Source organism: Photobacterium atrarenae, from assembly GCF_024380015.1.
GTDB lineage: Bacteria > Pseudomonadota > Gammaproteobacteria > Enterobacterales > Vibrionaceae > Photobacterium > Photobacterium atrarenae.
Genome location: NZ_CP101509.1, coordinates 692,758 through 717,174, shown reverse-complemented (window position 1 = coordinate 717,174; position 24,417 = coordinate 692,758). Strand labels below are relative to the sequence as shown.

Below are 24,417 nucleotides of genomic sequence, written 5' to 3'. Positions count from 1 at the left end.
TCATCTGATATATCAATTGTGTGTTTTCAATATATGCCCTTTTTTTTGTGTGGTACAATTCCAAAACTGCTTATCGTGAGATCGCTCACTAAAAATTGATCAAGGGAATAGAGCGCTGAATGACAATAAATACGGCAAATAAGACCGAGGTTGCATACAACCAGTTGGAGAAAATGATCATCTTCCGTGAGCTAGAGCCGGGGAGTATGGTGAGTGAAAAACAGTTAGCAGAGGGGATGGAGCTAGGGCGAACACCCGTACGTGAAGCCTTGCAGCGCCTGGCTTATGAGCGGATGGTAGAAATTCACCCTAGACGTGGTATTCAGATCCCGGCGATTTCAGTCGAAAGTCAGCTGAAGATTTTGGAAGTTCGTCGGGATATAGAAGCATTGTGTGTGAAATACGCAGCTTCCCGTGCGAGCGTCGAAGAAAAGCAACAAATGCTGCTGCTTGCAGAAAAACTTGAAGCATGTGCACAAAATAAAGACGATCTTCTGTACGCAACTTTGTTGAAAGAGATCCATATTTTGTTGGTGAAAGCAGCGGCGAATGAATACCTCCAACTCGCGATGGCACCGTTACAAGGACTTTCCCGTCGTTTTTGGTTTGCGTATAAGAATCAAGATTCTGATCTAGTGGAAGCTTCTTCACATCATGCTGCTGTATTAAGAGCTGTCAGTCACACCGATGCGGAAGAAGCAGTATTGGCTTCACACCGACTGAATGACTACCTCACCGATATGGCTTACCGCAGTATTACTCAACGAAAATAGGCGTCATCATAGCCACCTACGAGGGTGGCTTTGCCATGTATTTTTACATGGCAAAGCAGTGTTCAAATTTCTTGTAGGCGCCCCGCAAAAATCCCTGTCGATCACATGCTTGATAAATCCATCACTACCGATGGAGATGTTGCTCTCATCTTGAAAAAGCGCTGCTCACCATTGTCCTGATGAATAAATAACCTATTGACGATTCCAATAATAAATCAAGCACAAGGTCATCTTATGGGTACTTCTACATCAACAAAACCGTTTAACTTTCATCAAACTAGCTTTCATCAAACGACTAAGTCTTTGTTGTTGGGCGCTGGGGCGCTTCTGGTTTCAGGCATCGGGGTCTCAACGGCGCATGCCGAGACGATTTTGCATGCGTTTAACTGGAAATACAGTGATGTGACCAGCCAGGCAAAAGACATCGCGGCGGCAGGATATAAGAAAGTCCTGATCTCCCCGCCGCTCAAATCAACCGGGGAGCAGTGGTGGGCGCGCTACCAGCCGCAGGACATTCGTCTGATAGACTCCCCCCTTGGTAATAAAGAAGACTTGCAGGCGCTGATCACCGCCCTGAACAACGAAGGGGTCGCTGTCTATGCCGATGTGGTGCTCAATCATATGGCCAACGAGAGCTGGAAACGCAGTGATCTGAATTATCCCGGCAGTGAGTTGCTGGCGCAGTACGGCCAGGATATGGACTATGTGAACCGGCAAAAGCTGTTCGGCGATCTCAGCCAGGGGCAGTTTTCTGACAATGATTTCCACCCGGCCGGCTGTATCACCGACTGGAGCGATCCGGGCCACGTGCAGTACTGGCGTTTGTGCGGCGGCAATGGCGATACCGGGCTGCCGGATCTGGATCCGAACGCCTGGGTGGTCGGCCAGCAACGTCTGTACCTGCAGGCTTTAAAAGCGATGGGGATCAAAGGGTTTCGGGTCGATGCGGTTAAGCACATGAGTGATTATCAGATCAGCCAGATATTCACCCCGGAAATCACTGCCGGAATGCATGTTTTTGGCGAGGTGATCACCAGCGGCGGTAAAGGGAGCAGCGACTACCACTCATTCCTGGAGCCGTATCTGAATAACACCAATCATGGCGCGTACGATTTTCCGCTGTTCGCCTCGATCCGCGCTGCCTTTTCTTTCGGCGGCAGTATGTCCCAGCTCCACGACCCGCAAGCGTACGGCCAGGCCCTGGCGGACGAGCGTGCGATTACCTTTACCATCACTCACGACATTCCCACCAATGATGGCTTCCGCTATCAGATTATGGATCCGACCGACGAGCAGCTCGCCTACGCCTATATTCTGGGCAAGGATGGCGGGACGCCGCTGATTTACAGTGATGCGCTTTCCGTTGAAGAGGATAAGGATAATGGCCGCTGGAAAGAGGTTTGGAACCGCAGCGAGATGGTCAGCATGATCAGCTTCCATAACCAGATGCAGGGGAAATCCATGGAGACCCTGTACAGCGACTCTTGCCTGCTGATCTTCAAGCGGGAAAAAGAGGGATTGGTGGCAATCAACAAATGTGGCGAAGCGCGCTCTTATACCATCGATACCTACAATACTGAGTTCAACTGGTATATGCCGTATCAGGATAAGCTGAGCAATCACAGTGAAACCATCACCTCGCGCTATCACACCTTGACAGTGCCGGCCCGAACCGCCCGGATGTTGGCGTTGTAAATTATACGGATCTCCGATCAGAAGAAGGGCTAGTCTTGCGCTAGCCCGATCATTGGCCATCACTGTGATTCAGTAATAGACGGTTGGCCGTTCAATGCATGGGTTGCCATATTATCTCATCACACCAGCATCGGATTGATTTCTGCTGCAGAGCTCCCGGTTTTCACGATTTTTTGTGACGCTGTCACGCTTGTCCACTCCATCCGGTTGCTGCAGTCATATTGGAAATGGCAGATCCCCTGATTGTGATATGAAATTTGATTTACATTGTAAACTTATGTGCCACGAAGCGATTCAAGGTGCTGCAATCGATAGGTCAGAGTGTGATCTTGTGTCTAACTTGTTGCGCTCTTTTGCGTTGGAGACGGCGCTTGCTCTCGGGCTGCATGGCAGAGCCAGTTAATAAAGCATTGAATGGCCTGGCCTTGACGATGCTGAATCAGGTAGTAACCGGCTTTGGCCGGAATGGCCTCAAATGGCGAGACCAATTTACCGCAGCTCAGATCATCGTGCAGCAATGCCCCGCGGGCCATGGCAACCCCCAGCCCGGCTTCAGCCGCCGCCATTGCCATGTCGGTGCGGTTAAAGTAGTGACCCTTCTGGCTGTTGGCCTGGAGTCCCATCTTCTGAAACCAGTGATGCCATTCATAGTCAGCGCGGGCATCGCGCCAGGGCATGGCGTCGTGCAGCAGTACCACCTGCTCCCAGCACTTCGGCGCTTGCCAGTCGAACTTGTCCCGGTAGGCCGGGCTCATCACCGGCAGTAAATACTCGCTCATCAGCAAGGTGCCGGAGGTATGCGGCTGGCGACAATAATCGATCACCAGGTCGACGCTGGTGTCCTGGTGGTCCACCAGGGCACCCTCGGCAAAGATCTGGATATTGATCTCCGGGTACTGCTGATAGAAATCCTGAAGCCTCGGTACCAGCCATTTGTAAGCAAATGACGGGGTCAGCTTGAGTCGCACTTCCCCTTCCGGATCCGGTTGCTGTAGCTGGGATAGGGTGTCGCTGATGTCATGGAGGCTCTGGCTGACCACTTGGTAGAGCTGTTGCCCTTTGTCGGTGAGGCGAATGCCGCGGGAATGGCGTTCAAACAGGGTCAGGTTAAGCTGCTGTTCTAACTGGCGGATCTGTTGGCTGACCGCGCCGGTGGTGATGTGCAGGTGCTCGGCGGCTTGGGTGAAGCTGCCGTAGCGGGCCGCGATGTTAAAGGTCGCGAGGCCGGACAGCGTCGAACCGGTGAGAAGCGAGGTGGGTGACGACATTGTTTGCCTTTAGAAAAACTAAATACTGCTGCTAAATATTATCGATTGTTATGCAAATGTAAATAGCGCATTCTCCGCTTTATTCTCAAACCGAACAGATAAGGTATGCCGTCGATGGAAGTGATTGTTTTAGGAAGTGGTGTGGTTGGACTCACCTCCGCTTGGTATCTCGCAAAGGCCGGCCATGATGTCACTGTGGTGGATCGTCAGCCACGCAGCGCCGAGGAAACCAGCTTTGCCAATGCCGGGCAGATCTCTTACGGCTATTCGTCCCCGTGGGCGGCGCCGGGCATTCCGGTCAAAGCAATGAAGTGGCTGATGCAAAAGCACGCGCCGCTGAAGGTCAAACCATCAGTTTCGCCGGAGCTCTATCTGTGGGCGGCGAAAATGCTGGCCAACTGTAGCCCCGATAAATACCAGGTCAACAAAGCCAGAATGCTGCGGATTGCCAACTACAGCCGCGAGTGTCTGATCGATCTGCGCCGGGAGCAGGACTTGCATTACGAAGGTCGTCAGAAGGGCACGCTGCAGGTGTTCCGCACGCACGCCCAGGTTGAAGCGGTGGCCAAAGATATTCAGGTGCTGGCCGAGAGCGGTACCCGTTTCGAAGAGCTGGATGTGGCCGGTTGTATCGCCGCTGAGCCGGCGCTGGCGAAAGTCAAAGAAAAGATCGTCGGCGGTCTGCGACTGCCCGACGATGAAACCGGTGACTGCTACCTGTTCTGTCAGCAGCTGACCGAGCTGGCGCAGCAGGTCGGGGTGCGATTCTTGTTCGAGACTCAGGTGACCAGCCTGAACCAGCAGCACGGCAAAATCACCTCGATTTCAACCAGCGCCGGAGAGCTGAAAGCGGACGCCTATGTGGTGGCACTGGGGAGTTACTCGGCATCTTTGCTGGCACCGTTGGGGATGTCGCTCCCGGTCTATCCGGTCAAAGGTTACTCGCTGACCATGCCAATTGCGGATGCGGACGGGGCGCCGGTTTCTACCGTGATGGATGAGACCTATAAAGTAGCGATGACCCGCTTTGAGGATCGGATCCGGGTGGCGGGGACGGCAGAGCTGGCGGGTTATGATTTCAGCCTGGCCGAGAAGCGTAAGGCGACGATTTCAATGGTGATCCAGGATCTGTTCCCGAATGGCGGTGATATCGCCCAGGCCGAATACTGGAGCGGGCTGCGGCCGATGACGCCGGATGGTACGCCGGTGATCGGCAAAACCACCTACAGCAACCTGTTCACCAATACCGGCCATGGCACCCTGGGCTGGACCATGGCCTGCGGCTCAGCCCGCTTGTTGGCCGATATCGTCAGCGGACAGGACACGGATATCGATCCGAGCGGGTTGGATGTCTTCCGTTACGCTGGCTAAGATGTGGTTCGGGTCGAGCCGTTCAGGCTCGGTTTGAATGTTGTTAAGCCGCTAAGCCCTAAGCCGCTAAGCAAAAAAGCAGCTTAGCAGTTTCCTTTCTTGGCCTGTCCCGGCGGACAGAATGAACCGTGACTGTGATGGTCGCGGTTTTCTTTGTGATCTTCTGTCGTCGCACGGATATTCACCCCGTCCACTTCGCCTGCAATATGGGTCAGCTGGCAACCGCCCAGTAGGCTGGTGAGGAGTAAAAGGCTGAAGGTATTACGCTTTTTCATAATAGTAGAAGGCTTCGTGAAACAGTGAACGGTCGATCATAATGCAGCCCGCCAGATGGGATGTTAGGAAAATGTCAGAGGTCGCTTTTTTGGCAAAGTGAATGGCTGCAGCTGTAGTAAAATTGAAGAGTAAGCAGTGTTTTATCTCGTGAAACGTCTAGCAGTGTACAAGTATTGTCACTGTCTGTGAGACAGGCGTTCAGCTCACCCTGTTGGGGTGCCTGTACGACTTTGTCAGGAGTCCATCATGAAGCGAGTCTTTTATATCAGCGATGACTTGGACGATCTTGAATTAGTGGAGTATGAGCTGGAACTCAGCGGGATCAGCCCGCCACAAATTCATGTACTGACCGACAAGGATGCCGAGGTCTCAAGCCATCATCACCTTCACCCGGTGAAATCTTTCATGCGCAACGATATTGTTCACTCAACCGAGATCGGTGCGGTGATCGGTGTCGGGGCCGCCGTGATTGTTCTGCTGGTGGCGTATTTGTCCGGTGCGGTGGCAGCGGTCGGCTGGCTGCCGTTTATTATGTTGGCCATTGTGATGCTGGGGTTTATTACCTGGGAAGGCGGATTGTTCGGGATCCAGGAGCTGCATTATCAGTTCCGCCGTTTTAAACAGGTCCTGAAGTCTGGTCAGCATGTGCTGATGGTAGATGTCGAACCGAGCCAGGAGCTGACGCTGGCCAATGTCACGCTGGCCCATGACAAACTTAAACCCGCCGGGACAGGCAAAGCGCCCCCCCACTGGCTGATCAGCCTGCAAAACCAATGGGCGAAAATGAAACGCACCATGCCCTAAACCGGACTCAGAGGGATAATTGAGCAGCCCTGAGATGGGGCTGCTGCTCTTTCTTATTTCATTACATCCTTACCTAAGCTGGGAGAAGGAGGCTATTTATGGCCGCTTGCGTGTGGAATAAACGGTGCTTCGTGAAAGAATAGCTCCCGCAGCTGGAAAATATAATCGGCTTCGCTGACCATCAGGGCAACCAGCACCAGCAGCACCAGCGGTGGCAGGAAAATGGTGTACACCAGTGCCAGCCGCTCCCAGAGCATGTGCATGAAGACACTCGCAATCAACCCGGCTTTGAGGATCATGAAAATCAAAATCAGGCCCCAGCGCAGCAACCCTTCGAGGTGAAAGTAGTCCACCAGATAGGACAAGGTACTGAGCACAAACAGCAGACCCCAGACTTTGAAGTACAGGCTGATCGGGTGCTGTTGTTGGTGCTCGGTTGAATGGGAAGGTGACGTGTTCATAGGGCCTCCTACCACAAGTAGAAAAAGGCAAAGATAAAGACCCATACCAGGTCAACGAAGTGCCAGTACAGTCCGGTGATTTCCACAATCTCGTAGTTACCGTGGTGCTCATAATCGCCGCGCCAGACCTTCCCGGCGACAATCAATAGGTAAATGACCCCGACACTGACATGCAGGCCGTGAAAGCCGGTGATCATAAAGAAACTGGCACCAAACTGGGCGGCACCGGTTTCGTTGCCCCAGGGCCGGACCCCTTCAGCAATCAGTTTGCTCCACTCAAACGCCTGCATGCCGACAAAACTGGCCCCGAACAGCGCGGTGATCAGCATCAGCAGGGCTGCCTGGTTGCGCTTGCGCCGGTAGCCGGCGTTGACCGCCATCGCCATGGTGCCGCTGCTGGTGATCAGGATGAAGGTCATAATCGCGATCAGGATCAGCGGAATACTCTGCCCGCCGATGGTCAGGGCGAAGACTTCGCTGGGGACCGGCCACGGCGTGGTGGTGGTGATCCGCACCGCCATGTAGCCGGTCAGAAAGCAGCCGAATACGAAGATGTCACTGAGTAGAAACAGCCACATCATGGTTTTGAAAGACGAGATGGGGTAGACCGCCCGATCGGCTGAAAAGTCGTTGACGATGCTTGCCCATTGCCCGGTTTGTGCAGTGTTTGCCCCGCGACGGGGCGAGGGAGAATTCATGGTGATATACCTCTTAGGTCAACCGGAACAGCCCCAGTAAAAATAACCAGATCAGCAGTAAAAAGTGCCAGTAGCGAGCACATAGGCGCAGTGACGGATAGAGCGCATCACTGTGACGATATTTGGCGTGATAGAAAACCCAGCCGAGGGCCATCAGCCCACCCAGCACATGCACACCGTGCAGGCCGGTGAGCAGGTAGAAAAAGCTGTTGGCCGGGTTGTGCCCGACCCGAATGTTCATCGCCAGCAGCTGCTGCCAGACCCAGAGCTGGGCCAGCACAAATCCCAGCGTCAGGCCGACAGCCAGCTGCAACAGCGGGCGGCAGGCTGGCAGAGACGGCAGCAGGGCCGCTTTGCGACAACACAGATGCAAGGCGACGCAGCTCAGGACCAGTAGCACGGTACTGACGCCGAGCTGCCACGGCTCGCTCATCGGCTGCCAGTCATTCAAACCCATCCGGATCCGGTAGGCGACGGTGAACAGGAAAAACAGCACGGTGATGACGGCCATCAGTAGCCATACCCCGGCCGACGCGGGTGCCCGCTGCATGGGCGGGGTAAAAGCGCGATCGCCGTCCGGACTCAGGGTTGGGGTGGCCCGGTTAGGGGCGGTGCGGGGATCAGGTTTCATCATGGCCGCTCCTTAAATCGGTTCGGGACAATGGCCCGGGATCCGGTGCAGTTCCGGTCGTGCCCGCTTCGGTATCCGGCAGGGGGGGCATCCGGTGGCGTGGTTTGTGGAATGTAATCTTCCTGGTGTCCCGGCACGCTGAAATCGTACGCCCAGCGATACACCACCGGCAGATGCTCGCCCCAGTTGCCGTGCCTCGGTGGCGTGTCCGGTGTCAGCCATTCCAGCGAGGTGGCCCGCCATGGATTGGCCGAGGCTTTCTGGCCGTGTTTAAGGCTCCAGGCCAGGTTGAACAGGAACATCAGCTGGGCGGCTCCGACGATGAGCGCGGCGATGGTGATAAAGGCATTCAGGGTCTGGGCTGACTCGGGAATAAAGCTGTAGTCTTCATAGGCGAAGTAGCGCCGCGGCATGCCGAGGATCCCCAGATAGTGCATCGGGAAGTAAATCGCATAGGTGCCGATGAAAGTGATCCAAAAGTGGAGATGGCCCATCGCCGGATTGAGCATCCGGCCGGTGATTTTCGGATACCAGTGATAGATCCCGCCGAAGATCACCAGGATCGGCGACACGCCCATCACCATATGAAAGTGAGCAATTACAAAGTAGGTGTCGGAGAGCGGAATATCGACCACCACATTGCCGAGGAACAGTCCGGTCAGGCCGCCGATGATAAAGGTGCTGATAAACGCGATGGCAAACAGCATCGGCAGGCTGAGGTGAATATCGCCGCGCCACAGGGTGAACAGCCAGTTGTAGACTTTAATGGCCGTCGGGACTGCGATGATCAGGGTGGTGGTGGCAAAGAAGAAGCCGAAATACGGATTCATCCCGCTAACGTACATATGGTGCGCCCAGACGATAAAGCTCAGGGCAGCGATGCCGACAATAGCCCAGACCATCATTTTGTAGCCGAAGATGTTTTTGCGGGCATGGATGCTGATCAGATCCGAGACGATCCCGAACGCAGGCAGGGCGACGATATACACTTCCGGGTGGCCGAAGAACCAGAACAGGTGCTGGAACAGGATCGGGCTGCCGCCGCCGTAATCGGTCTGCTGGCCCATCGACATGATCGCCGGCATGAAAAAGCTTGAGCCCAGCAATTTGTCAAACAGCATCATGATCGCGCTGACCAGCAGGGCCGGGAATGCCAGCAGGGCCATGATCGAGGCGGTGAAGATCCCCCATACCGTCAGCGGCATCCGCAGCAGGGTCATGCCTTCGGTGCGGGCCTGCAATACGGTGGTGACGTAATTGAGACCCCCCATAGTGGCGGCGACGATGAACACCGCCAGCGAGATCAACATCAGTACAATGCCCCAGTCGGTGCCGGGGGTGCCGGGCAAAATGGCCTGCGGTGGATAGAGGGTCCAGCCGGCCCCGGTCGGGCCGCCGCTGACAAAAAAGCTCGCCACCAGAATCAATGAAGCCAGTAGATAGAACCAGTAGCTGAGCATGTTGAGGAAAGGAAACACCATATCCCGTGCACCGACCATCAGCGGGATCAGGTAGTTGCCGAATCCGCCGAGAAACAGGGCGGTGAGCAGGTATACCACCATGATCATCCCGTGCAGGGTCATGGACTGGTAATAGGTTTCGGGATCAATGAACTCAAATACCCCGGGGAACCCGAGTTGCAGCCGCATCAGCCAGGACAGCACCAAGGCGATCAGGCCCATGACTATCGCGGTCAGTGAGTACTGAATCGCAATCACCTTGTGATCCTGGCTCCAGATGTATTTGGTCCAGAAAGACTGGGGATGGTCGCTGCTGTGTGATCCTGTGTATCCTGACATGATTCAGTTCTCCCCGCTTGTACAGACCCGATGGCTTACTCGGATTCGGCCGACGGATCCGATACGGCTTTGATATAGGCAATCAGCGCGTTGACTTCCTGCTCGCTGAACTGGTAGATCGGCATAATGGCCGGATAGCCTTTCACGATTTCGGCATTGGCATCGAGAATGGCCCGGCGCAGGTATTCGTCATCGACCCGCAACAGGGTGTCATCGGACATTCGTTCGTTTTTACCGTACAGGCCGAGCCAGGTCGGGCCGACACCGGGTTTGCCGTCGAGACTGTGGCAGCCAATACAGCCGTTCACCTCAGACAGGGTTTTCCCTAGCGCGACCAGATCGGTCACATCACCGGCTTCCGGCGGGCGCTGGGTGTCGGCAAAGGTCGGTTGGATGGCGAGCCAGGCGCCGAAGGCGGCATCATCTTCAACGACCACCCGGCCGCGCATATTGAAATGGCCGACCCCGCACAGCTCGGCGCAAAGAATGTCAAAGGTGCCGCGCCGGGTCGGGGTGAGCCAGAAGTAGCTGACGGTGCCCGGGACCAGGTCCATTTTGGCGCGAAACTCCGGGACATTGAAATCGTGCAGGACGTCTTTGGATCGCAGCAGGAATTTGTAGGGGGTGAACAGCGGCAGGTGCAACTCGGGGCTGAGGATCACCTTATCATCAGCAGAGGCCGGATCGTCCGGATCCAGGCCGAGCGGGTTGGTGGGGCTGACAAAGCGAATATCGGTCTGGCCCAGTTGTTCATCCTGGCCGGGAAAGCGAAAGCTCCACTTCCATTGCTCCCCGACCACTTCAACGAATTTGGCATCTTTCGGGACGCTGACAAATTTGCCGTACACTACCAGCCCCGGGGCCAGCAGCGCAGCAATTCCAATGGTGGTGAGACCGAACAGCCAGCTTTCGAGTTTTTTGTTTTCCGGTTGGTAGTGGGATTTACGTCCGGGCTTGTGGCGATAGCGGATCACCAGCCAGGCGATCAGCAAATTAATGCCGATAAAAAATGCCCCGGTGATCACAATGGTCAGGGTTAAGGCGTCATCGATTTCACCCCAGTTCGAAGCCGCCGGTGTCAGCCACCACGGACTGTAGAAGTGAAAGAGGACCGAGACGATGACGATGAGAATCAAGGCAATGGCAATAGCCATAGATGCAACACCTTCGCGTCGTTGCGTCCCTGAAAAATCCCGTAGTCAAATGATCTCCGTAAGGAGAGTCCCGAAAAGTGGCCGTCAACAAAGCGGGCGGATTGGGGTGGTTCGGGAGGTCTTTACCCGGCTAATCTGCCAGCGCCATCGCCACGATGCTGTTTGAAATATTCTTAAATTGTTCTGTTTGAATCATAACTGAGCTTAGCGGAGGAATACCCGGCGCGCGAGTCATGCGGCTGATTTCTGTTCATTTGTCTGAATTGTGAGGACCGGCGGCATGGTTGTTTGATCCAGGTCCGTACGCCTTAGGTATTTCCGGTTGCAACAGGCCTGCCTGTGAGTGCATAGTCTGAAAGCGTATACCTTTCTGGGCCCGGTTGAGGGTGGCGTTCAGCCTATACTGATGCCTGATAGCTGATAATGAGGAGAAGGTTTTGGCCGGCGCGAGTTTGTTGACCTTGCTAGATGATATTGCCACCGTGCTGGACGATGTGGCGGTGATGAGTAAAGTGGCTGCGCGTAAGACCGCGGGGGTGCTTGGGGATGATTTGGCGCTCAATGCCCAGCAGGTCGCGGGCGTTCGGGCCGAGCGGGAAATCCCGGTGGTCTGGGCGGTGGCCAAGGGATCGTTTCGCAACAAATGTATTCTGGTGCCGGCGGCTTTGCTGATCAGTGCGATCGCTCCTTGGCTGATCACGCCTTTGCTGCTGCTCGGTGGGCTTTACCTGTGCTTCGAAGGGGCGGAGAAAATCGCCGAGAAGTGGCAGCACAATCCCCGACCTGAGGAAAATGCCCTGCTGGATGAGTTGGCGCAGGCGGAGCAGCCGGAGGACATCGTGGCCTTTGAGCAGCAGAAAATCGGTGGGGCGATCCGGACTGATTTCATTCTATCGGCCGAGATCATCGTGATTGCGCTGGGAACCGTGCAGCAAGCCAGCTTTTCGACCCAGGTGCTGGTGGTCTGTGTAATTGCCCTGTTGATGACGATTGGCGTTTACGGCTTGGTGGTGGCCATTGTGAAGCTGGATGATCTGGGTCTCTGGCTGGTCAAAGGCAGTCCCGGGCGTTCGGTGCGCCATGTGCTGGGCAGCGGGCTGATTAATGCTGCGCCGTACCTGATGAAAGTGCTGGCGGTGGTCGGTACAGCGGCGATGTTCCTGGTCGGTGGCGGGATCATCATGCACAGTATTCCGCACGCCCATGTCTGGGTCGAACAGCTTTCCGAGCAACTCGCCCGATTACCGGGCGCCAGTTGGATTCTGCCAGCGCTGATTAACGCTGTGGTTGGCCTGATAGCCGGCGCCGTGGTACTGGCCGGGGTCTCGATGGGCAAGCGGCTTGCCAAATAAACCGCGGCGCTGCCTGGTGACTCATTGCACAATTGAACTGCCCAGATGGCGTGAGTGGGGCAGAAGCTAGTATTGAGACGGTAAATGCGATTAACATAGCAGGTTGTATCGTTGATCTCAGAGAGAATAGACATGAATAAATTTCTGCTGACCGCGGCCCTGACGTCGGTGTTGTGGGCATCGGTTGCACCTGCGGCGGATGTGAGTGCGGTGCAGACATCCGAAGCCAAGGCGCCGGCAGAAACGGCTGCGCCGGTGGTGTTTCAGGATATCCCAGCACTGATGGCCCAATTTGAGTCGGCACAGGCCTATCGCAAGAAAGCGTTGACCCTGGGCCGTTTGCCCCATCGCAGCGAGCTGGACCGGGTGTTGCCGACCTTTGTGGCCGATGAGAATGGCAAGCCGGTACTGGAAACGGAAAACACCATTACCAATGTAGTAGTGATTGCCCGTCATCCAGTGCCCGTCAGTGGGGCAGTGTATAACGAATGGCTGGTGCCGATGGAAACCTGGCTCGAAACTTACGGCGCACTACCCCAGAGTTCAGAGTTCGAGACATTCAAGCGGGTGAAAACCATCAGAGCAATTCCGGTGACGAAGGAAGTGCTGGCGTTGTTGGGCAGCCGGGATGGTGAGACGGCGCAAATCGCGGTTGACTGGAACGAGCAGGGCATGACCGTCTACAAAGGTGGCTATCTGACCGACGGCGGCTACGGGATTGCGCCCAAGGAGATGGCGCAATTCTATGAGCTGGTCGAGGATTAAACCGGCCGGTATGATTTTGGCTGAAATGAAAACCCCAGGCCCGGTGGCCTGGGGTTGTTTGTAGTGTCTGGTAATGCGGCAGACAGCCTAAACCAGCAGATCACTGGGGCGCTGGGTTGCTTCTTGATGCGTACTCACTAGCTGCGCGAACGCGTCGGCGGGTTTGGGCATGGAGAACAGAATACCCTGACCATAATCGCAGCCGGCATCCATCAGCAGCTTGCGCTGGCCTTCGGTTTCGATCCCTTCTGCGACCACTTCCAGCCCCAACTTGTGGGCCATCACGATAATCGCTTCGCAAACCGCCATATCATCAGAGCCGGCACTCAGGTTACGCACGAAAGACTGGTCGATCTTGATATTGTCGACATCAAACTTCTTGATGTACGAGAGGGAAGAATAGCCGGTACCGAAGTCATCCAGGGACACCTGGATCCCCGCGTCCCGAAAGGCCAGAAGCTTCTCGGTCACGGTCGAGCTGGCATCGAGCAGCAGACCTTCGGTGATCTCGATAGCGATTGCCTGGCCGGGCAGGCCGAGCGAGCGGAGATGGGCGATCCAGCTGTGGATATCATTGCCCTGCTCACGAAACTGGAGTGGGGATTTATTGATACTGATCTGAAACGCCGGGTGGAACTCGCGGCGCCAAATAGCAACCTGACGCGCAGCCTGGCGGAAGACCCAGTCACCCAGCTCGACAATGATGCCGGTTTCTTCGGCCACCGGAATGAAATCGGCCGGGCCGATAAACCCCAGTTCCGGGTGCTTCCAGCGTAGCAAGGCTTCAGCCTTGGTGATTTCCCGGCTGCGTAAATCAACGATCGGCTGGTAGTGCAGCGCCAGCTGATCACTGCCGAGTGCCTGACGCAGTTCATTGCCCAGTCGGCGGCGGTATAAAGCTTCTTCCTGCATCGAGGCGGTAAAATAGCGATAGTTGTTACGTCCCTGAGCTTTGGCGGCGTACATCGCCTGATCGGCGTTTTTCAGCAGGGTGTCGGCGTCGGTACCGTCTTCCGGGAACAGGGTGATGCCGATACTTGGCGAAATATAAATGGTTTCGACATCCAGGCTGAACGGCCTAGCAAATTGGGACAGGATACGCTGGGCGACCTGTTCGGCTCCCCGGGCATTTTTCTGCCCGCTCAGAATGACGGTGAACTCATCTCCCCCTAGGCGCGAGACCGTATCGGTTTCCTTGACGCAGTGCTGCAACCGTTTGGCAACCGCCTTGAGCAGCTCATCACCGATATGGTGGCCGAGGGTGTCGTTAATCTCTTTAAAGTGATCCAGATCGAGGAACAGGAGCGCGACCTTATCGCCCCGGTGATGGGCTTTACGCTGCTCTTGCTCCAGCTGACTCAGAAACATATGGCGGTTCGGTAACCCAGTCAGGGCGTCGAAATTGGCCTGACTCCAGATGATCTGATCCGACTCTTTCTTCTCGGTAATATCGGCAAACTGTGCCACCCGACGCTGGACCGAGCCATCCGGGTTATAGATGGAATTGATGCTGAGCCAGGCGGTATACGTGGTGCCGTTTTTGCGGCATTGTTCAATTTCACCTTTCCAGCAGCCGTCTGCAAACAGGGCATTGACGATATTGTCGAAAATGTTGCGATCCTGGTGGCGGGACACCAGTATTTTCGGGCTTTTCCCCTGAACTTCATCCGGCTGGTAGCCAGTGATGGCGGTAAAAGCCGGGTTGGTATCAATGATTTGGCCGTGGCTGTTGGTGACTACCATAGCTTCATTGCTGTTCTGATACACCATCGAAGCCAGCTGCATCGATGCTTCCGCAGCTTTGCGCTGGGTAATATCGGTCTGGGTGCCGCTCATCCGCAGCGGGCTGCCGTTTTCGTCGTAACTCACTACCTTGGCACAGTCGAGGATCCACTTGTACTGGCCTTGTTTGGTTAATATCCGGTACTCAATTTTATGTTGCGAGGTGCAGCCTTCAAGGTGCTCCGTCAGGGACTGGCGAACGCGCTGGCGATCATCGGGGTGAATGCGGTCAAACCAGAACTGATGGTCTGTAGCAACACCATTAGGATCAGCGCCCAGAATTTTAGCCCAGCGTTCGTTACTCTGGATCGTATTGGTTTGAATGTCCCAGTCCCAGTAGCCCAAGTCACTGCCGGCCAGCACGAATGCCAATTGCTCCTTTTTAGCCCGTAACTGCGCTTCGGCTTCTTTACTCTCGGTGGTATCGATGATCCCGGCAATAAAAAACTGGATATTGTTTTCAATCCGGTAGCAGGCAATCGTCATATGGGCATAGAGCAGCTCGCCGTTTTTGCGGATAAAGCGTTTATCCATGCTGTAGCCCTGGATTCTATCTTCGAGCATGGCCTGGTGTTGAGCCAGATCGGCTTCTAAGTCGTCCGGGTGGGTAATATCCACCCAGCTTTGTTGTAACAGCTCTTGCTCGGTATAGCCCAGCATGTGACACAGCCGTGGGTTGACCCGAAGCCAGTGTTTGTCCGGGTGGGTAATGGCGATGCCGATGTTGCCCAAATCGAACTGGGAGCGGAACAGAAACTCGTTTTCCCGCAGGGCTTCGGCAGTCTCATCTCGCTGAAGCCGGCGGGTAAAGAGCATGCCGAGCGCGACGGTAATGATCGGGTAAATAAGCAGAACCGGAAAAGTGATACTGGACAACACCTGGCGGGCGACGTTCCAGGGCAGGGTCAGCATGAGACCGAGCATGGCCAGATGAACGGCGATTCCGAACAGGTAAAATTCCCGCACTGTGAGTTCGCTCAACGGCCTTCGGCGCAGGTAGTGCCAAGCGATCCCGAGGCAGCCGGAAGCCACAATCACGGAGATGCCGGTCAGTGCTGCAGTGCCGCCCTGCACATAACGCAAGCTCCCGGTAATGACCATGGCAATCGCTGCCGGAATAGCGCCGAAAAATAACCCGGAAATACTAAGCAACACAGAGCGGGTATCAAAAATGATCCCCGGTGCGTATTCCCATGGCGTTAGCATGATCACCACGCCGATGGCCCCTAAGGCCAGGCCGGTAAACAATTGTCGGACAGGATTGAGGGAAGGGTGGCCACGCCCGGCTGCAATATCGTAGATGATGATCATGGCCAGCAGCAGGGCAGCGTTGTAGACCAGATCGAGAATGCTGGCGTGATTCATGCCATTCCGGATCTCTTATAACTCAAAGTGGGTATACCTACATAGTGAGTACATGCTTATGCCTAATATAACAACTCAGAGCCAGAGTGCATATATGGGTCGTTGGTATTGTTGCAAAATTGTGAGTTGCTCGTTCACAGTTGCATTGTGTTGAGCAATTGATTCAGCCGTGCTGGCTTTTCCTGCATATAAAAAACCGGGCTAGGCAGCCCGGTTTGCAGTGAGTGATCTTTGGAATCGGATGGATTATGCCAGCGCTTCCATTTGACCTTTGATGATTTCAGAGTGCGTTCCGAATACCGCCTGGAAGTTATCGCCCTTGGCGAAGACACCGGCAGCACCCAGCTCTTTCAGACGCTCTGTGTTCACTTTCGAACCATCGTGTACCGTGACACGCAGACGAGTGATACAAGCTTCCAGATCTTTGATGTTGGCTTTGCCACCAAAGGCTTCGGTAATGTCTTTCGCCAGACCGTCAGAGGCAGTATCCACTTCAGTCGCAGCTTCTTTCTCGTCTTCACGACCCACGGTTTTCAGGTTCAGGGCTTTAATCAGCGCAGTGAATACCAGGAAGTAAATTGCCGCGTACACCAGACCGATAACCGGGAGCAGCCAGCCGTTGGTGGAATGACCGAACAGCAGGGTGAAGTCAAACAGACCGTGGCTGAAGGTAGTACCGTGTTTAATACCCAGCAGAATCATTACCACGAATGCAGAACCAGCCAGCAGGGCGTGTGCAACGTACAGGACAGGTGCAACAAACATGAATGCGAATTCAATGGGTTCCGTGATACCGGTCAGGAATGACGTTAGTGCCGCAGAGCCCAGGATTGAAGCAACTTTCAGTTTGTTCTCTGGTTTTGCGGTCATGTACATGGCCAGACATGCTGCAGGCAGACCGAACATCTTGAACATGTAGCCACCGGCCAGGTTACCGGCAGTTGGGTCGCCCGCCAGGTAGCGAGGGATTTCACCGCGAACCACTTCGCCGGCAGCAGTGGTGAACTCACCCACTTCGTAGAAGAATGGTGCGTTCCAGATATGGTGCAGGCCGAATGGGATCAGCGAGCGCTCTACAATCCCGTAGATACCGAAGGCAACTTCCGGAGACTGGTAAGCGGCCCACTCAGAGAAAGACTGAATACCGGCACCGATTGGCTGCCAGACAATCGCCAGGATCGCTGCAACCACACAAGCCGCCAGGGACGTGACAATCGGAACAAAGCGTTTACCGCCGAAGAAGCCCAGGTAAGTCGGTAGCTGGATAGAGTGGTATTTATTAAACAGCTGTGCAGCAACCAGACCCATGATCACACCACCGAATACACCGGTATCTGTGCCTTCAGCCACCACGCCCAGCACACGGGTCATGGTCAGGTAACCCAGTGCGGCCGCCAGGGCAGCAACCCCGTCGTTTTTGGTAAAGCCCAGGGCAACACCGATGGCAAACAGCAGTGCCATGTTGGCAAACACACCCAGACCGGCCTCGGTCATGATTTGCGCCACGATTTCCGGCAGGAATTTCGCGACTTCAGCGTTACCGCCAATACCCAGCAGGATACCCGCTGCCGGCATACAGGCGACTGGCAGCATGAGGCTGCGCCCCATTTTTTGCATCGTACTAAACACGTTCATTTGAACCCCCATTCATGATGAACATTAGATTGAGATATGTTGTGGACATAAAAATTAAGTCATACTGAACCGGCCTGTCAGATTTAAAAGACAGGATTACCAGGTGAAGTGTATATTTGCACGCTAACCGGAATGGTTATTCAATTACGTGCAATATAGAATTAATTATCACGTCGTTTTCAAAAATGAATATTTAGAAAATTGTTATTTATCGATGATTGGATATTTATTTTTCCAGCTCTCCAATTCACGGTAATCATCATAAGTCAGGTTCGGGAATAATTACGCGTGATACGTCACACTGGACGTAACATAGTGTAACTTATAGTTTCTTTAGGTAACGAAAAAACTGGGCTCTGTAAGCCCTGTGTAACAGAAGGTAGAGTTGGTACGGTGATCTAATTCACAAAATCTCTTTGGTGTAATTTAATGATCTTGGTAAATCAATGGTTTGCATGGATTTCTGGGTTGATAACTTTGTTACGTTCAGGGTTTCTGGTTACATTGCGGCGTTGGTATCGACGAGGTTTCTCGAAGAGGGGAAACGCAGAATAACAGATAGATAGGACAGGATAATATCAAGTTCGGAATGAGAATGAATGCTATCGCTTGAAGTTTATTTCATCAAAATCTCACGGCTGCAATTTGGATAGAAATGTCTGCCTTATATCTTTTATTAATCTGGTTTTATATGCGTAAAAATGAATGATAAATATTATTGATTTTCTTATTTGAGGAGACACCTTGTTAAATGATATTCGTTGTCATTCGGTTTGTGTACCAAAGGTTTATGGTTATCTGCATTGATATAAATAAAATCGTCGGAGCGATATATCTATTTTATCTGTGATGCTGATCATTCATTCGGATCGGCAGAACAGTTTGGGACTGGCGCCTGCTTCGTGGTGAGATCCCGGCTTGGATGATATTTGGAATTCAGAAAGCGGGCTGTCATGGATATCTAATTCGATTTGAGCGGATACGATCTTGGGGTGGACGTGCTGTTGGAATATTTCCGCTGTTGAGTATGTAAGAAAGCTACAAAATATCGTCTCTGGGATCGCCGACACGATTTACTCGTTGGTGTCTGACCTAATTTCGTGATTTGTGTCACGATATTATTCCTGGACAACTGGGTGAAAGTTGGTAAATGTGATTTAAATCACCAATAGTTTGGGTTTTGCTTGTTAATATTTTGTGATATTGATCTTCTATTTAGTGTTGACTTTTGTGAAGTAGGTGTTTTGTAGCTAAGTTACAATGACGTTTTGCAACAGAGATCACGTTAATTTTTTGCGAAGGGGGATAAAAATAGGAGGTTGATCACGAAAAACCCGTTCTCAGTGCCGTCTGAAAATTCTGTGATAGATTGATTGGGTACGAAGCAATCAACGGTTTTGGCGAACCGTTCTAACACTGATTTTTCAAACTGAACATCAAACGGGGAATCCTTATGATATCACCAGATGCAAAGATCAAAATACAAAATTTTGGTCGTTTTCTCTCAAACATGGTGATGCCCAACATTGGCGCGTTTATCGCCTGGGGCTTCATCACTGCGCTTTTCATCCCAACCGGCTGGGTGCCGAACGAAGCATTGGCTAAGCTGGTTGGTCCGATGATCACTTACCTGCTGCCCCTGCTGATCGGTTATACCGGCGGTAAACTGGTTGGCGGCGATCGCGGTGCCGTGGTCGGTGCCATTACCACCACCGGGGTCATTGTCGGGACCGATATTCCGATGTTCATGGGCGCCATGATGGTGGGTCCGATGGGCGGCTGGGCGATCAAGAAGTTCGACAACTGGGTCGACGGCAAAGTCAAAAGCGGCTTTGAGATGTTGGTCAATAACTTCTCGGCCGGGATCATCGGGATGCTGTGTGCCATCCTGGCGTTCATGATGATCGGCCCGTTCGTGAAAATTCTGTCTGCCGGTCTGGCGGGCGGCGTCAACCTGCTGGTTGAAGCTGGCTTGTTGCCTCTGACCTCCATTTTTGTTGAGCCGGCGAAAATTCTGTTCCTGAACAATGCGATTAACCACGGTATTTTCTCGCCGCTGGGCATTCAACAGGCCAATGAGCTGGGTCAGTCGATTTTCTTCCTGATTGAAGCCAACCCGGGTCCGGGTCTGGGCGTGTTGCTGGCCTATATAGTGTTTGGTCGTGGGACGGCGAAACAAACCGCAGGCGGTGCGTCGATCATTCACTTCTTCGGCGGGATTCACGAGATTTACTTCCCGTATATCCTGATGAATCCACGTCTGATCCTGGCCGTGATTGCCGGTGGGATGACCGGGGTGTTCACCCTGACCCTGTTCAATGCCGGGATTGTGTCCCCTGCATCGCCGGGCTCTATTTTTGCGGTGTTGCTGATGACTCCGAAAGCCTCGTTTGCCGGGGTGATCCTCTCGGTACTGGCGGCGGCAACGGTCTCTTTCTGTGTCGCGGCAATCCTGATGAAAACCCAGCGTGAGACAGAAGATGAAGGCGATAGTCTGGCGTCGGCCACGTCGAAAATGCAAAGCATGAAAGGACAAAGTGCCCCGGCTGCAGCGCCTGCCGGTCACGTTAACCTGGCCCAGGTACAGAACATCATTGTGGCCTGTGATGCCGGGATGGGCTCCAGTGCCATGGGGGCCAGCCTGCTGCGCAAGAAAGTGAACGAAGCCGGCCTGACCATTCAGGTAACCAACTGTGCCATTAACAGCCTGCCGCAAGAGGTGGATATCGTGATTACACATAAAGATTTGACGGAGCGTGCGCGTAAGCATGCTGCCCATGCAACCCATATATCTCTGACCAACTTCCTCGACAGCCAGGTGTATAACGACCTAGTGACCCGAATTGTCGCGGCTAATGGTCCGGATGCGGCCAATGATGATGTGCCGGCTCAGGTATCACCGGTTGCCGCCAACGATGACAGCTTTGAATCGCAAGCGCCGCAGGTGTTCCGGATCCAGGCAGAGAATATCCATCTTGGCCTGAGCGCAGGCAACAAAGAGGAAGCGATCCGCTTTGCCGGTGAGCAGCTGGTAAAACTGGGCTATGCAGAGCCGGAATACGTGGATGCGATGTTTGAACGTGAAAAGCTGGTGCCGACCTACCTGGGCGAGTCGATTGCGGTTCCGCACGGTACTGTCGAAGCGAAAGATCGGGTGATGAAAACCGGGATTGTGATTTGTCAGTACCCGGCCGGGGTGACCTTTACCGACGATGAAGATGATGTGGCGAAACTGGTGATCGGGATTGCCGCCAAAAATGATGAGCATATTCAGGTGATCACCACGATTACCAATGCGCTGGACGATCCGGATGCGGTGGCACGCCTTACCAGCACTAGGGATGTCAATGAAGTGCTGGATATTCTGGCGGGCCAGCAAGCGGCCTGATCCCGAACTGTTCTCTCTTTTTAATCTCTGTTTCTAAACATTGAAGGCCGGCGTGCCAGCCGGCCTTATATGAATCGTCTTAAGGGTAGGAAATCACATGAAAGCTGTTCATTTTGGTGCGGGCAATATCGGCCGCGGTTTTATCGGTAAAGTTCTCTCAGATGCTAATGTTGCGGTCACGTTTGCCGACGTTGATGCGCCTTTGGTCGATCAACTCAGCCATGATCAATCATACAAGGTCAAAGTGGTGGGCACGGAATGCCAGGTTGATACCGTCACCCACGTCACCGCGGTGAACTCGGCCAGTCAGGATGTGATTGAGCAGATCATCCATACCGACTTGGTGACCACGGCGGTGGGTCCGAATGTGTTGGATATCATTGCGAAAACAATCGCAACCGGTCTGACCCATCGCTTTGAAGCGGGAAACAATCGCCCGTTAAACATCATTGCCTGTGAAAATATGGTGCGGGGGACCAGCCACCTGAAAACGCAGGTCTATCAACACCTCAATGCCATTTATCACGACCAGGCGGATGAGCTGGTGGGATTTGTCGACTCGGCGGTTGATCGCATTGTGCCGCCGTCGGAAGCGGCCAACGACCCGCTGGAAGTGACCGTCGAAAGCTTTAGCGAATGGATTGTCGATCAGCAGCAGTTCAAAGGTGATATCCCGGCAATCGAGGGGATGGAGACCACAGAAAACCTGATGGCCTTTGTCGAGCGCAAGTTGTTTACCCTCAATACCGGGCACATTATCACCGCTTATCTCGGCGCGCTGAAGGGCCATGAAACCATTCGTGATGCGATTGAAGACGGCGAGATCCGGGCTCAGGTGAAAGCGGCGATGGAAGAGAGCGGGGAAGTGCTGATCCGCCGCTATGGCTTTGATCGCCAGCTGCATCAGGCTTATATCGAGAAAATTCTCGGCCGGTTTGCCAACCCGTATCTGCGGGATGAAATCGACCGGGTCGGTCGCCAGCCGATCCGCAAACTGGGGGCCAATGATCGCCTGATCAAACCGCTGCTGGGCACGCTGGAATACGGTACCGCCAACGCGCATTTGCTCAAAGGGATCGCAGCGGCCTTCAAATACGTCAACGACGATGATCCGCAGGCGATTGAGCTGCAACAGTCGTTGCGCGACAAAGGGCTGCGGGCGACCCTGGCGCACTACACCGGTCTGACGGCAGACAGTGAGGAAGTCAGGCAAATTCAAACGCTGTACCGGGTGTTATAAAAGCTAAACGGGAGGTGTAACAGGGGCCTCCCTTTCAAATGTCATTGGCAGGCATCATTATGAGAAGTAGTGAGTATCAATTTAATGTGACTGATGTGGTGGTCGTCAAACCTAATATTTTGGATCCGGATTTTGGTACTGAGATATATGGCTGGGTCGGCACAATAGAAGTTATTGAAGTCGATGAAAGGAGTGAAGTCTTATATAAAATCAGATGGAGTCAGAATACGCTCGATAAAATTTCTGGCGATTTGAGGCAGGCCTGTATGGAATTTGGTCTGGACTATCAATCAATGCATTTGTTGGAGAGTGACATTGAGCGGTTCGCTTCTGGTATGGCGGAATCATTTTTTAATTAAGAGAAGTCAAGGATGATTTATGGATTTTGTGAGTTGTAGTTTTCAGTGTGGTCACGAGAGCATTGTCTTTCATTCAGCTGTTCAGGCTATCGGATATCTTGACCGGAAGCAGGATGATGAAGCAGAGGTGTCGGCTGCGATAGATGTCAAAGTTGGTAAAAAGGTTGTGACTTATAAGTTCGAGCGATTGGAAGAGGCTCTTGAGAGCATCATGAATCTGTAGCTGAGTTTCTTTTTTATCTGGTGTTTGCCACAGTGACGACGACAGCCTCTTGGGGGCAAGGTTGTCGTCGTCACTGTGGCATTTTTTTGAAACGATAGGGTAGGATAAGTGGCTCTATGGAAAAGTTATTCGCCAATTCGATATTTGTCTTTTGGAGCGAAGACTTGGCACCAGTTAATAGTGATGCAGTCACTCGTTATCTGGTTTAGGTTTAAAAGAGAAAGCCAAAGGGAAGAGTGAATGCTGTCACCTGCTACCAAGATTAAGATTCATCATTTCGGTCGATTTTTGTCGAACATGGTACTGCCGAATATGGGCGCGTTTCTCGCATGGGGCTTGATCACCGCGCTGTTTATTCCCCGAGGCTGGTGGCCGAACGAGGCCCTGGCTGAGCTGGTGAAGCCCATGATGCTGTATCTGCTGCCGCTGCTGATTGGCTATTCCGGCGGTAAACTGGTTGGCGGCGAGCGCGGTGCGGTCGTGGGGGCGGTGACCACCATGGGGGCAGTGATTGGTACGGAGATCCCGATGTTGATGGGCGCGATGGTGCTGGGGCCGCTGGGGGGGTGGGTGATCAAAGTCTTTGATAAGGCCGTTGAAAACAAGATCCGCAGTGGCTTTGAAATGCTGATTAACAACTTCTCGGCCGGTCTGATCGGCATGCTAGGGGCAATACTGTCGTTCTATATCATTGGCCCGGCGGTTAGTGTACTAACAGCGGTGCTAACTGCCGGCGTGAACTGGGCGCTGGATGCCGGGGTACTACCGCTGACCTCGCTGTTTGTGGAGCCGGCTAAAGTGCTGTTTCTCAATAATGCCATCAACCACGGCATTTTTTCGCCGCTTGGGGTGCATCAGGCAGCTGAGACCGGTCAGTCGCTGTTTTTCCTGGTTGAAGCCAATCCGGGACCGGGACTGGGGATCTTGCTAGCTTATTTGTGGCTCGGGCACGGCACCAGTAAACAGACTGCGGGTGGGGCAATTCTGATCCACTTTTTCGGTGGCATTCATGAGATTTATTTCCCCTATATTTTGATGAAGCCTCGCTTGTTACTGGCAGTGATTGCCGGGGGAATGACGGGGACATTTGTGCTGGCGCTGTTTCAGGCCGGGATTGTCTCGCCGGCCTCGCCAGGCTCGGTGGTGACTGTGCTGTTGCTGACGCCCAAAAATGCTTACGTCGGGGTGATCCTGTCGATTGCGGCGGCAGCCAGTGTATCGTTTGTGATTTCGGCGCTGCTGTTGAAGTTGCAGCGAGAAAGCGATGAATCAAGGAATTGAATTTATTGAGAGAAGTGGCATTGATGCCTGATAGCTAAAAATGGAATAATCCCCACGCCAAGGGGAAGCCCACAGGCGCTTTCCCGTGAAATAGAGA

19 protein-coding genes and 1 pseudogene are annotated in these 24,417 nt (G+C 53.6%); 11 read left to right on the top strand and 9 right to left on the bottom strand.

Annotated elements, in window-relative coordinates:
- Nucleotides 1–119 precede the first annotated feature (119 nt).
- Entirely contained in the window at nucleotides 120–773 is a 654-nt protein-coding gene (locus tag NNL38_RS19285) for a GntR family transcriptional regulator (RefSeq protein ID WP_255392067.1), read from the top strand.
- 234 nt (nucleotides 774–1,007) lie between these two features.
- On the top strand, nucleotides 1,008–2,468 hold the full coding sequence (locus tag NNL38_RS19280; protein ID WP_255392066.1) for an alpha-amylase family protein: 1,461 nt from the start codon (nucleotides 1,008–1,010) through the stop codon (nucleotides 2,466–2,468).
- 335 nt (nucleotides 2,469–2,803) lie between these two features.
- Here NNL38_RS19280 and NNL38_RS19275 read toward each other — a convergent pair whose 3' ends face one another.
- A complete protein-coding gene (locus NNL38_RS19275) occupies nucleotides 2,804–3,736 on the bottom strand; it encodes a LysR substrate-binding domain-containing protein (protein WP_255392065.1) in 933 nt (310 codons plus the stop codon).
- A gap of 114 nt (nucleotides 3,737–3,850) precedes the next feature.
- Between NNL38_RS19275 and NNL38_RS19270 the strand changes: the two genes are divergently transcribed.
- Entirely contained in the window at nucleotides 3,851–5,107 is a 1,257-nt protein-coding gene (locus tag NNL38_RS19270; RefSeq protein WP_255392063.1) for a D-amino acid dehydrogenase, read from the top strand.
- 83 nt (nucleotides 5,108–5,190) lie between these two features.
- Here NNL38_RS19270 and NNL38_RS19265 read toward each other — a convergent pair whose 3' ends face one another.
- Nucleotides 5,191–5,382, bottom strand: coding sequence for a hypothetical protein (locus NNL38_RS19265; protein WP_255392062.1), 192 nt, complete (start codon nucleotides 5,380–5,382; stop codon nucleotides 5,191–5,193).
- A gap of 247 nt (nucleotides 5,383–5,629) precedes the next feature.
- Here NNL38_RS19265 and NNL38_RS19260 point away from each other — a divergent pair, with 247 nt between their 5' ends.
- Complete coding sequence (locus NNL38_RS19260; protein WP_255392061.1) at nucleotides 5,630–6,187, top strand: DUF4231 domain-containing protein; 558 nt, start codon at nucleotides 5,630–5,632, stop codon at nucleotides 6,185–6,187.
- A gap of 92 nt (nucleotides 6,188–6,279) precedes the next feature.
- Here the strand turns inward: NNL38_RS19260 and NNL38_RS19255 are convergent, their stop codons facing one another.
- Genes NNL38_RS19255 through NNL38_RS19235 form a run of 5 tightly spaced genes read right to left on the bottom strand, consistent with a single transcriptional unit; the run spans nucleotide 6,280 to nucleotide 10,930 of the window.
- Nucleotides 6,280–6,648 carry a cytochrome C oxidase subunit IV family protein gene (locus NNL38_RS19255; RefSeq protein ID WP_255392060.1) on the bottom strand — a complete coding sequence of 123 codons (369 nt, stop codon included), beginning with the start codon at nucleotides 6,646–6,648 and terminating at the stop codon, nucleotides 6,280–6,282.
- A gap of 8 nt (nucleotides 6,649–6,656) precedes the next feature.
- Nucleotides 6,657–7,346, bottom strand: a complete 690-nt coding sequence (locus NNL38_RS19250) for a heme-copper oxidase subunit III family protein (RefSeq protein WP_255392059.1) — start codon at nucleotides 7,344–7,346, stop codon at nucleotides 6,657–6,659.
- Nucleotides 7,347–7,359: 13 nt separating this feature from the next.
- Complete coding sequence (locus NNL38_RS19245) at nucleotides 7,360–7,980, bottom strand: cytochrome c oxidase subunit 3 (protein WP_255392058.1); 621 nt, start codon at nucleotides 7,978–7,980, stop codon at nucleotides 7,360–7,362.
- Nucleotides 7,977–9,776: a cytochrome c oxidase subunit I gene (gene ctaD / locus NNL38_RS19240; protein WP_255392057.1), complete on the bottom strand. Its 1,800-nt coding sequence runs from the start codon at nucleotides 9,774–9,776 to the stop codon at nucleotides 7,977–7,979. Before ctaD ends, NNL38_RS19245 begins: the two co-directional genes overlap by 4 nt.
- Before the next feature lie 35 nt (nucleotides 9,777–9,811).
- A complete protein-coding gene (locus NNL38_RS19235; RefSeq protein WP_255392056.1) occupies nucleotides 9,812–10,930 on the bottom strand; it encodes a cytochrome c oxidase subunit II in 1,119 nt (372 codons plus the stop codon).
- A gap of 437 nt (nucleotides 10,931–11,367) precedes the next feature.
- On the opposite strand from NNL38_RS19235, the gene NNL38_RS19230 reads away from it, so the two are divergent.
- Entirely contained in the window at nucleotides 11,368–12,282 is a 915-nt protein-coding gene (locus tag NNL38_RS19230) for a DUF808 domain-containing protein (protein WP_255392055.1), read from the top strand.
- A gap of 132 nt (nucleotides 12,283–12,414) precedes the next feature.
- Nucleotides 12,415–13,047: a hypothetical protein gene (locus tag NNL38_RS19225; RefSeq protein ID WP_255392054.1), complete on the top strand. Its 633-nt coding sequence runs from the start codon at nucleotides 12,415–12,417 to the stop codon at nucleotides 13,045–13,047.
- 87 nt (nucleotides 13,048–13,134) lie between these two features.
- Here the strand turns inward: NNL38_RS19225 and NNL38_RS19220 are convergent, their stop codons facing one another.
- Nucleotides 13,135–16,194: an EAL domain-containing protein gene (locus NNL38_RS19220; RefSeq protein WP_255392053.1), complete on the bottom strand. Its 3,060-nt coding sequence runs from the start codon at nucleotides 16,192–16,194 to the stop codon at nucleotides 13,135–13,137.
- Nucleotides 16,195–16,440: 246 nt separating this feature from the next.
- Complete coding sequence (gene ptsG, locus NNL38_RS19215) at nucleotides 16,441–17,829, bottom strand: PTS glucose transporter subunit IIBC (RefSeq protein WP_255392052.1); 1,389 nt, start codon at nucleotides 17,827–17,829, stop codon at nucleotides 16,441–16,443.
- Between the two features lie 1,453 nt (nucleotides 17,830–19,282).
- Here ptsG and NNL38_RS19210 point away from each other — a divergent pair.
- The 5 genes and pseudogenes from NNL38_RS19210 to NNL38_RS19190 all read left to right on the top strand — a co-directional run.
- Nucleotides 19,283–21,217 (top strand): PTS mannitol transporter subunit IICBA, encoded by a 1,935-nt coding sequence (locus NNL38_RS19210; protein WP_255392051.1) that lies wholly within the window; start codon nucleotides 19,283–19,285, stop codon nucleotides 21,215–21,217.
- A 97-nt stretch (nucleotides 21,218–21,314) separates the two neighbouring features.
- Complete coding sequence (locus NNL38_RS19205) at nucleotides 21,315–22,457, top strand: mannitol-1-phosphate 5-dehydrogenase (RefSeq protein WP_255392050.1); 1,143 nt, start codon at nucleotides 21,315–21,317, stop codon at nucleotides 22,455–22,457.
- Between the two features lie 59 nt (nucleotides 22,458–22,516).
- Nucleotides 22,517–22,816, top strand: coding sequence for a hypothetical protein (locus NNL38_RS19200; RefSeq protein WP_255392049.1), 300 nt, complete (start codon nucleotides 22,517–22,519; stop codon nucleotides 22,814–22,816).
- Nucleotides 22,817–22,835: 19 nt separating this feature from the next.
- Complete coding sequence (locus tag NNL38_RS19195) at nucleotides 22,836–23,039, top strand: hypothetical protein (protein WP_255392048.1); 204 nt, start codon at nucleotides 22,836–22,838, stop codon at nucleotides 23,037–23,039.
- A 240-nt stretch (nucleotides 23,040–23,279) separates the two neighbouring features.
- Nucleotides 23,280–24,308: pseudogene (locus NNL38_RS19190) on the top strand (PTS mannitol transporter subunit IICBA); the annotation flags it as partial.
- Between the last annotated feature and the right edge of the window lie 109 nt (nucleotides 24,309–24,417).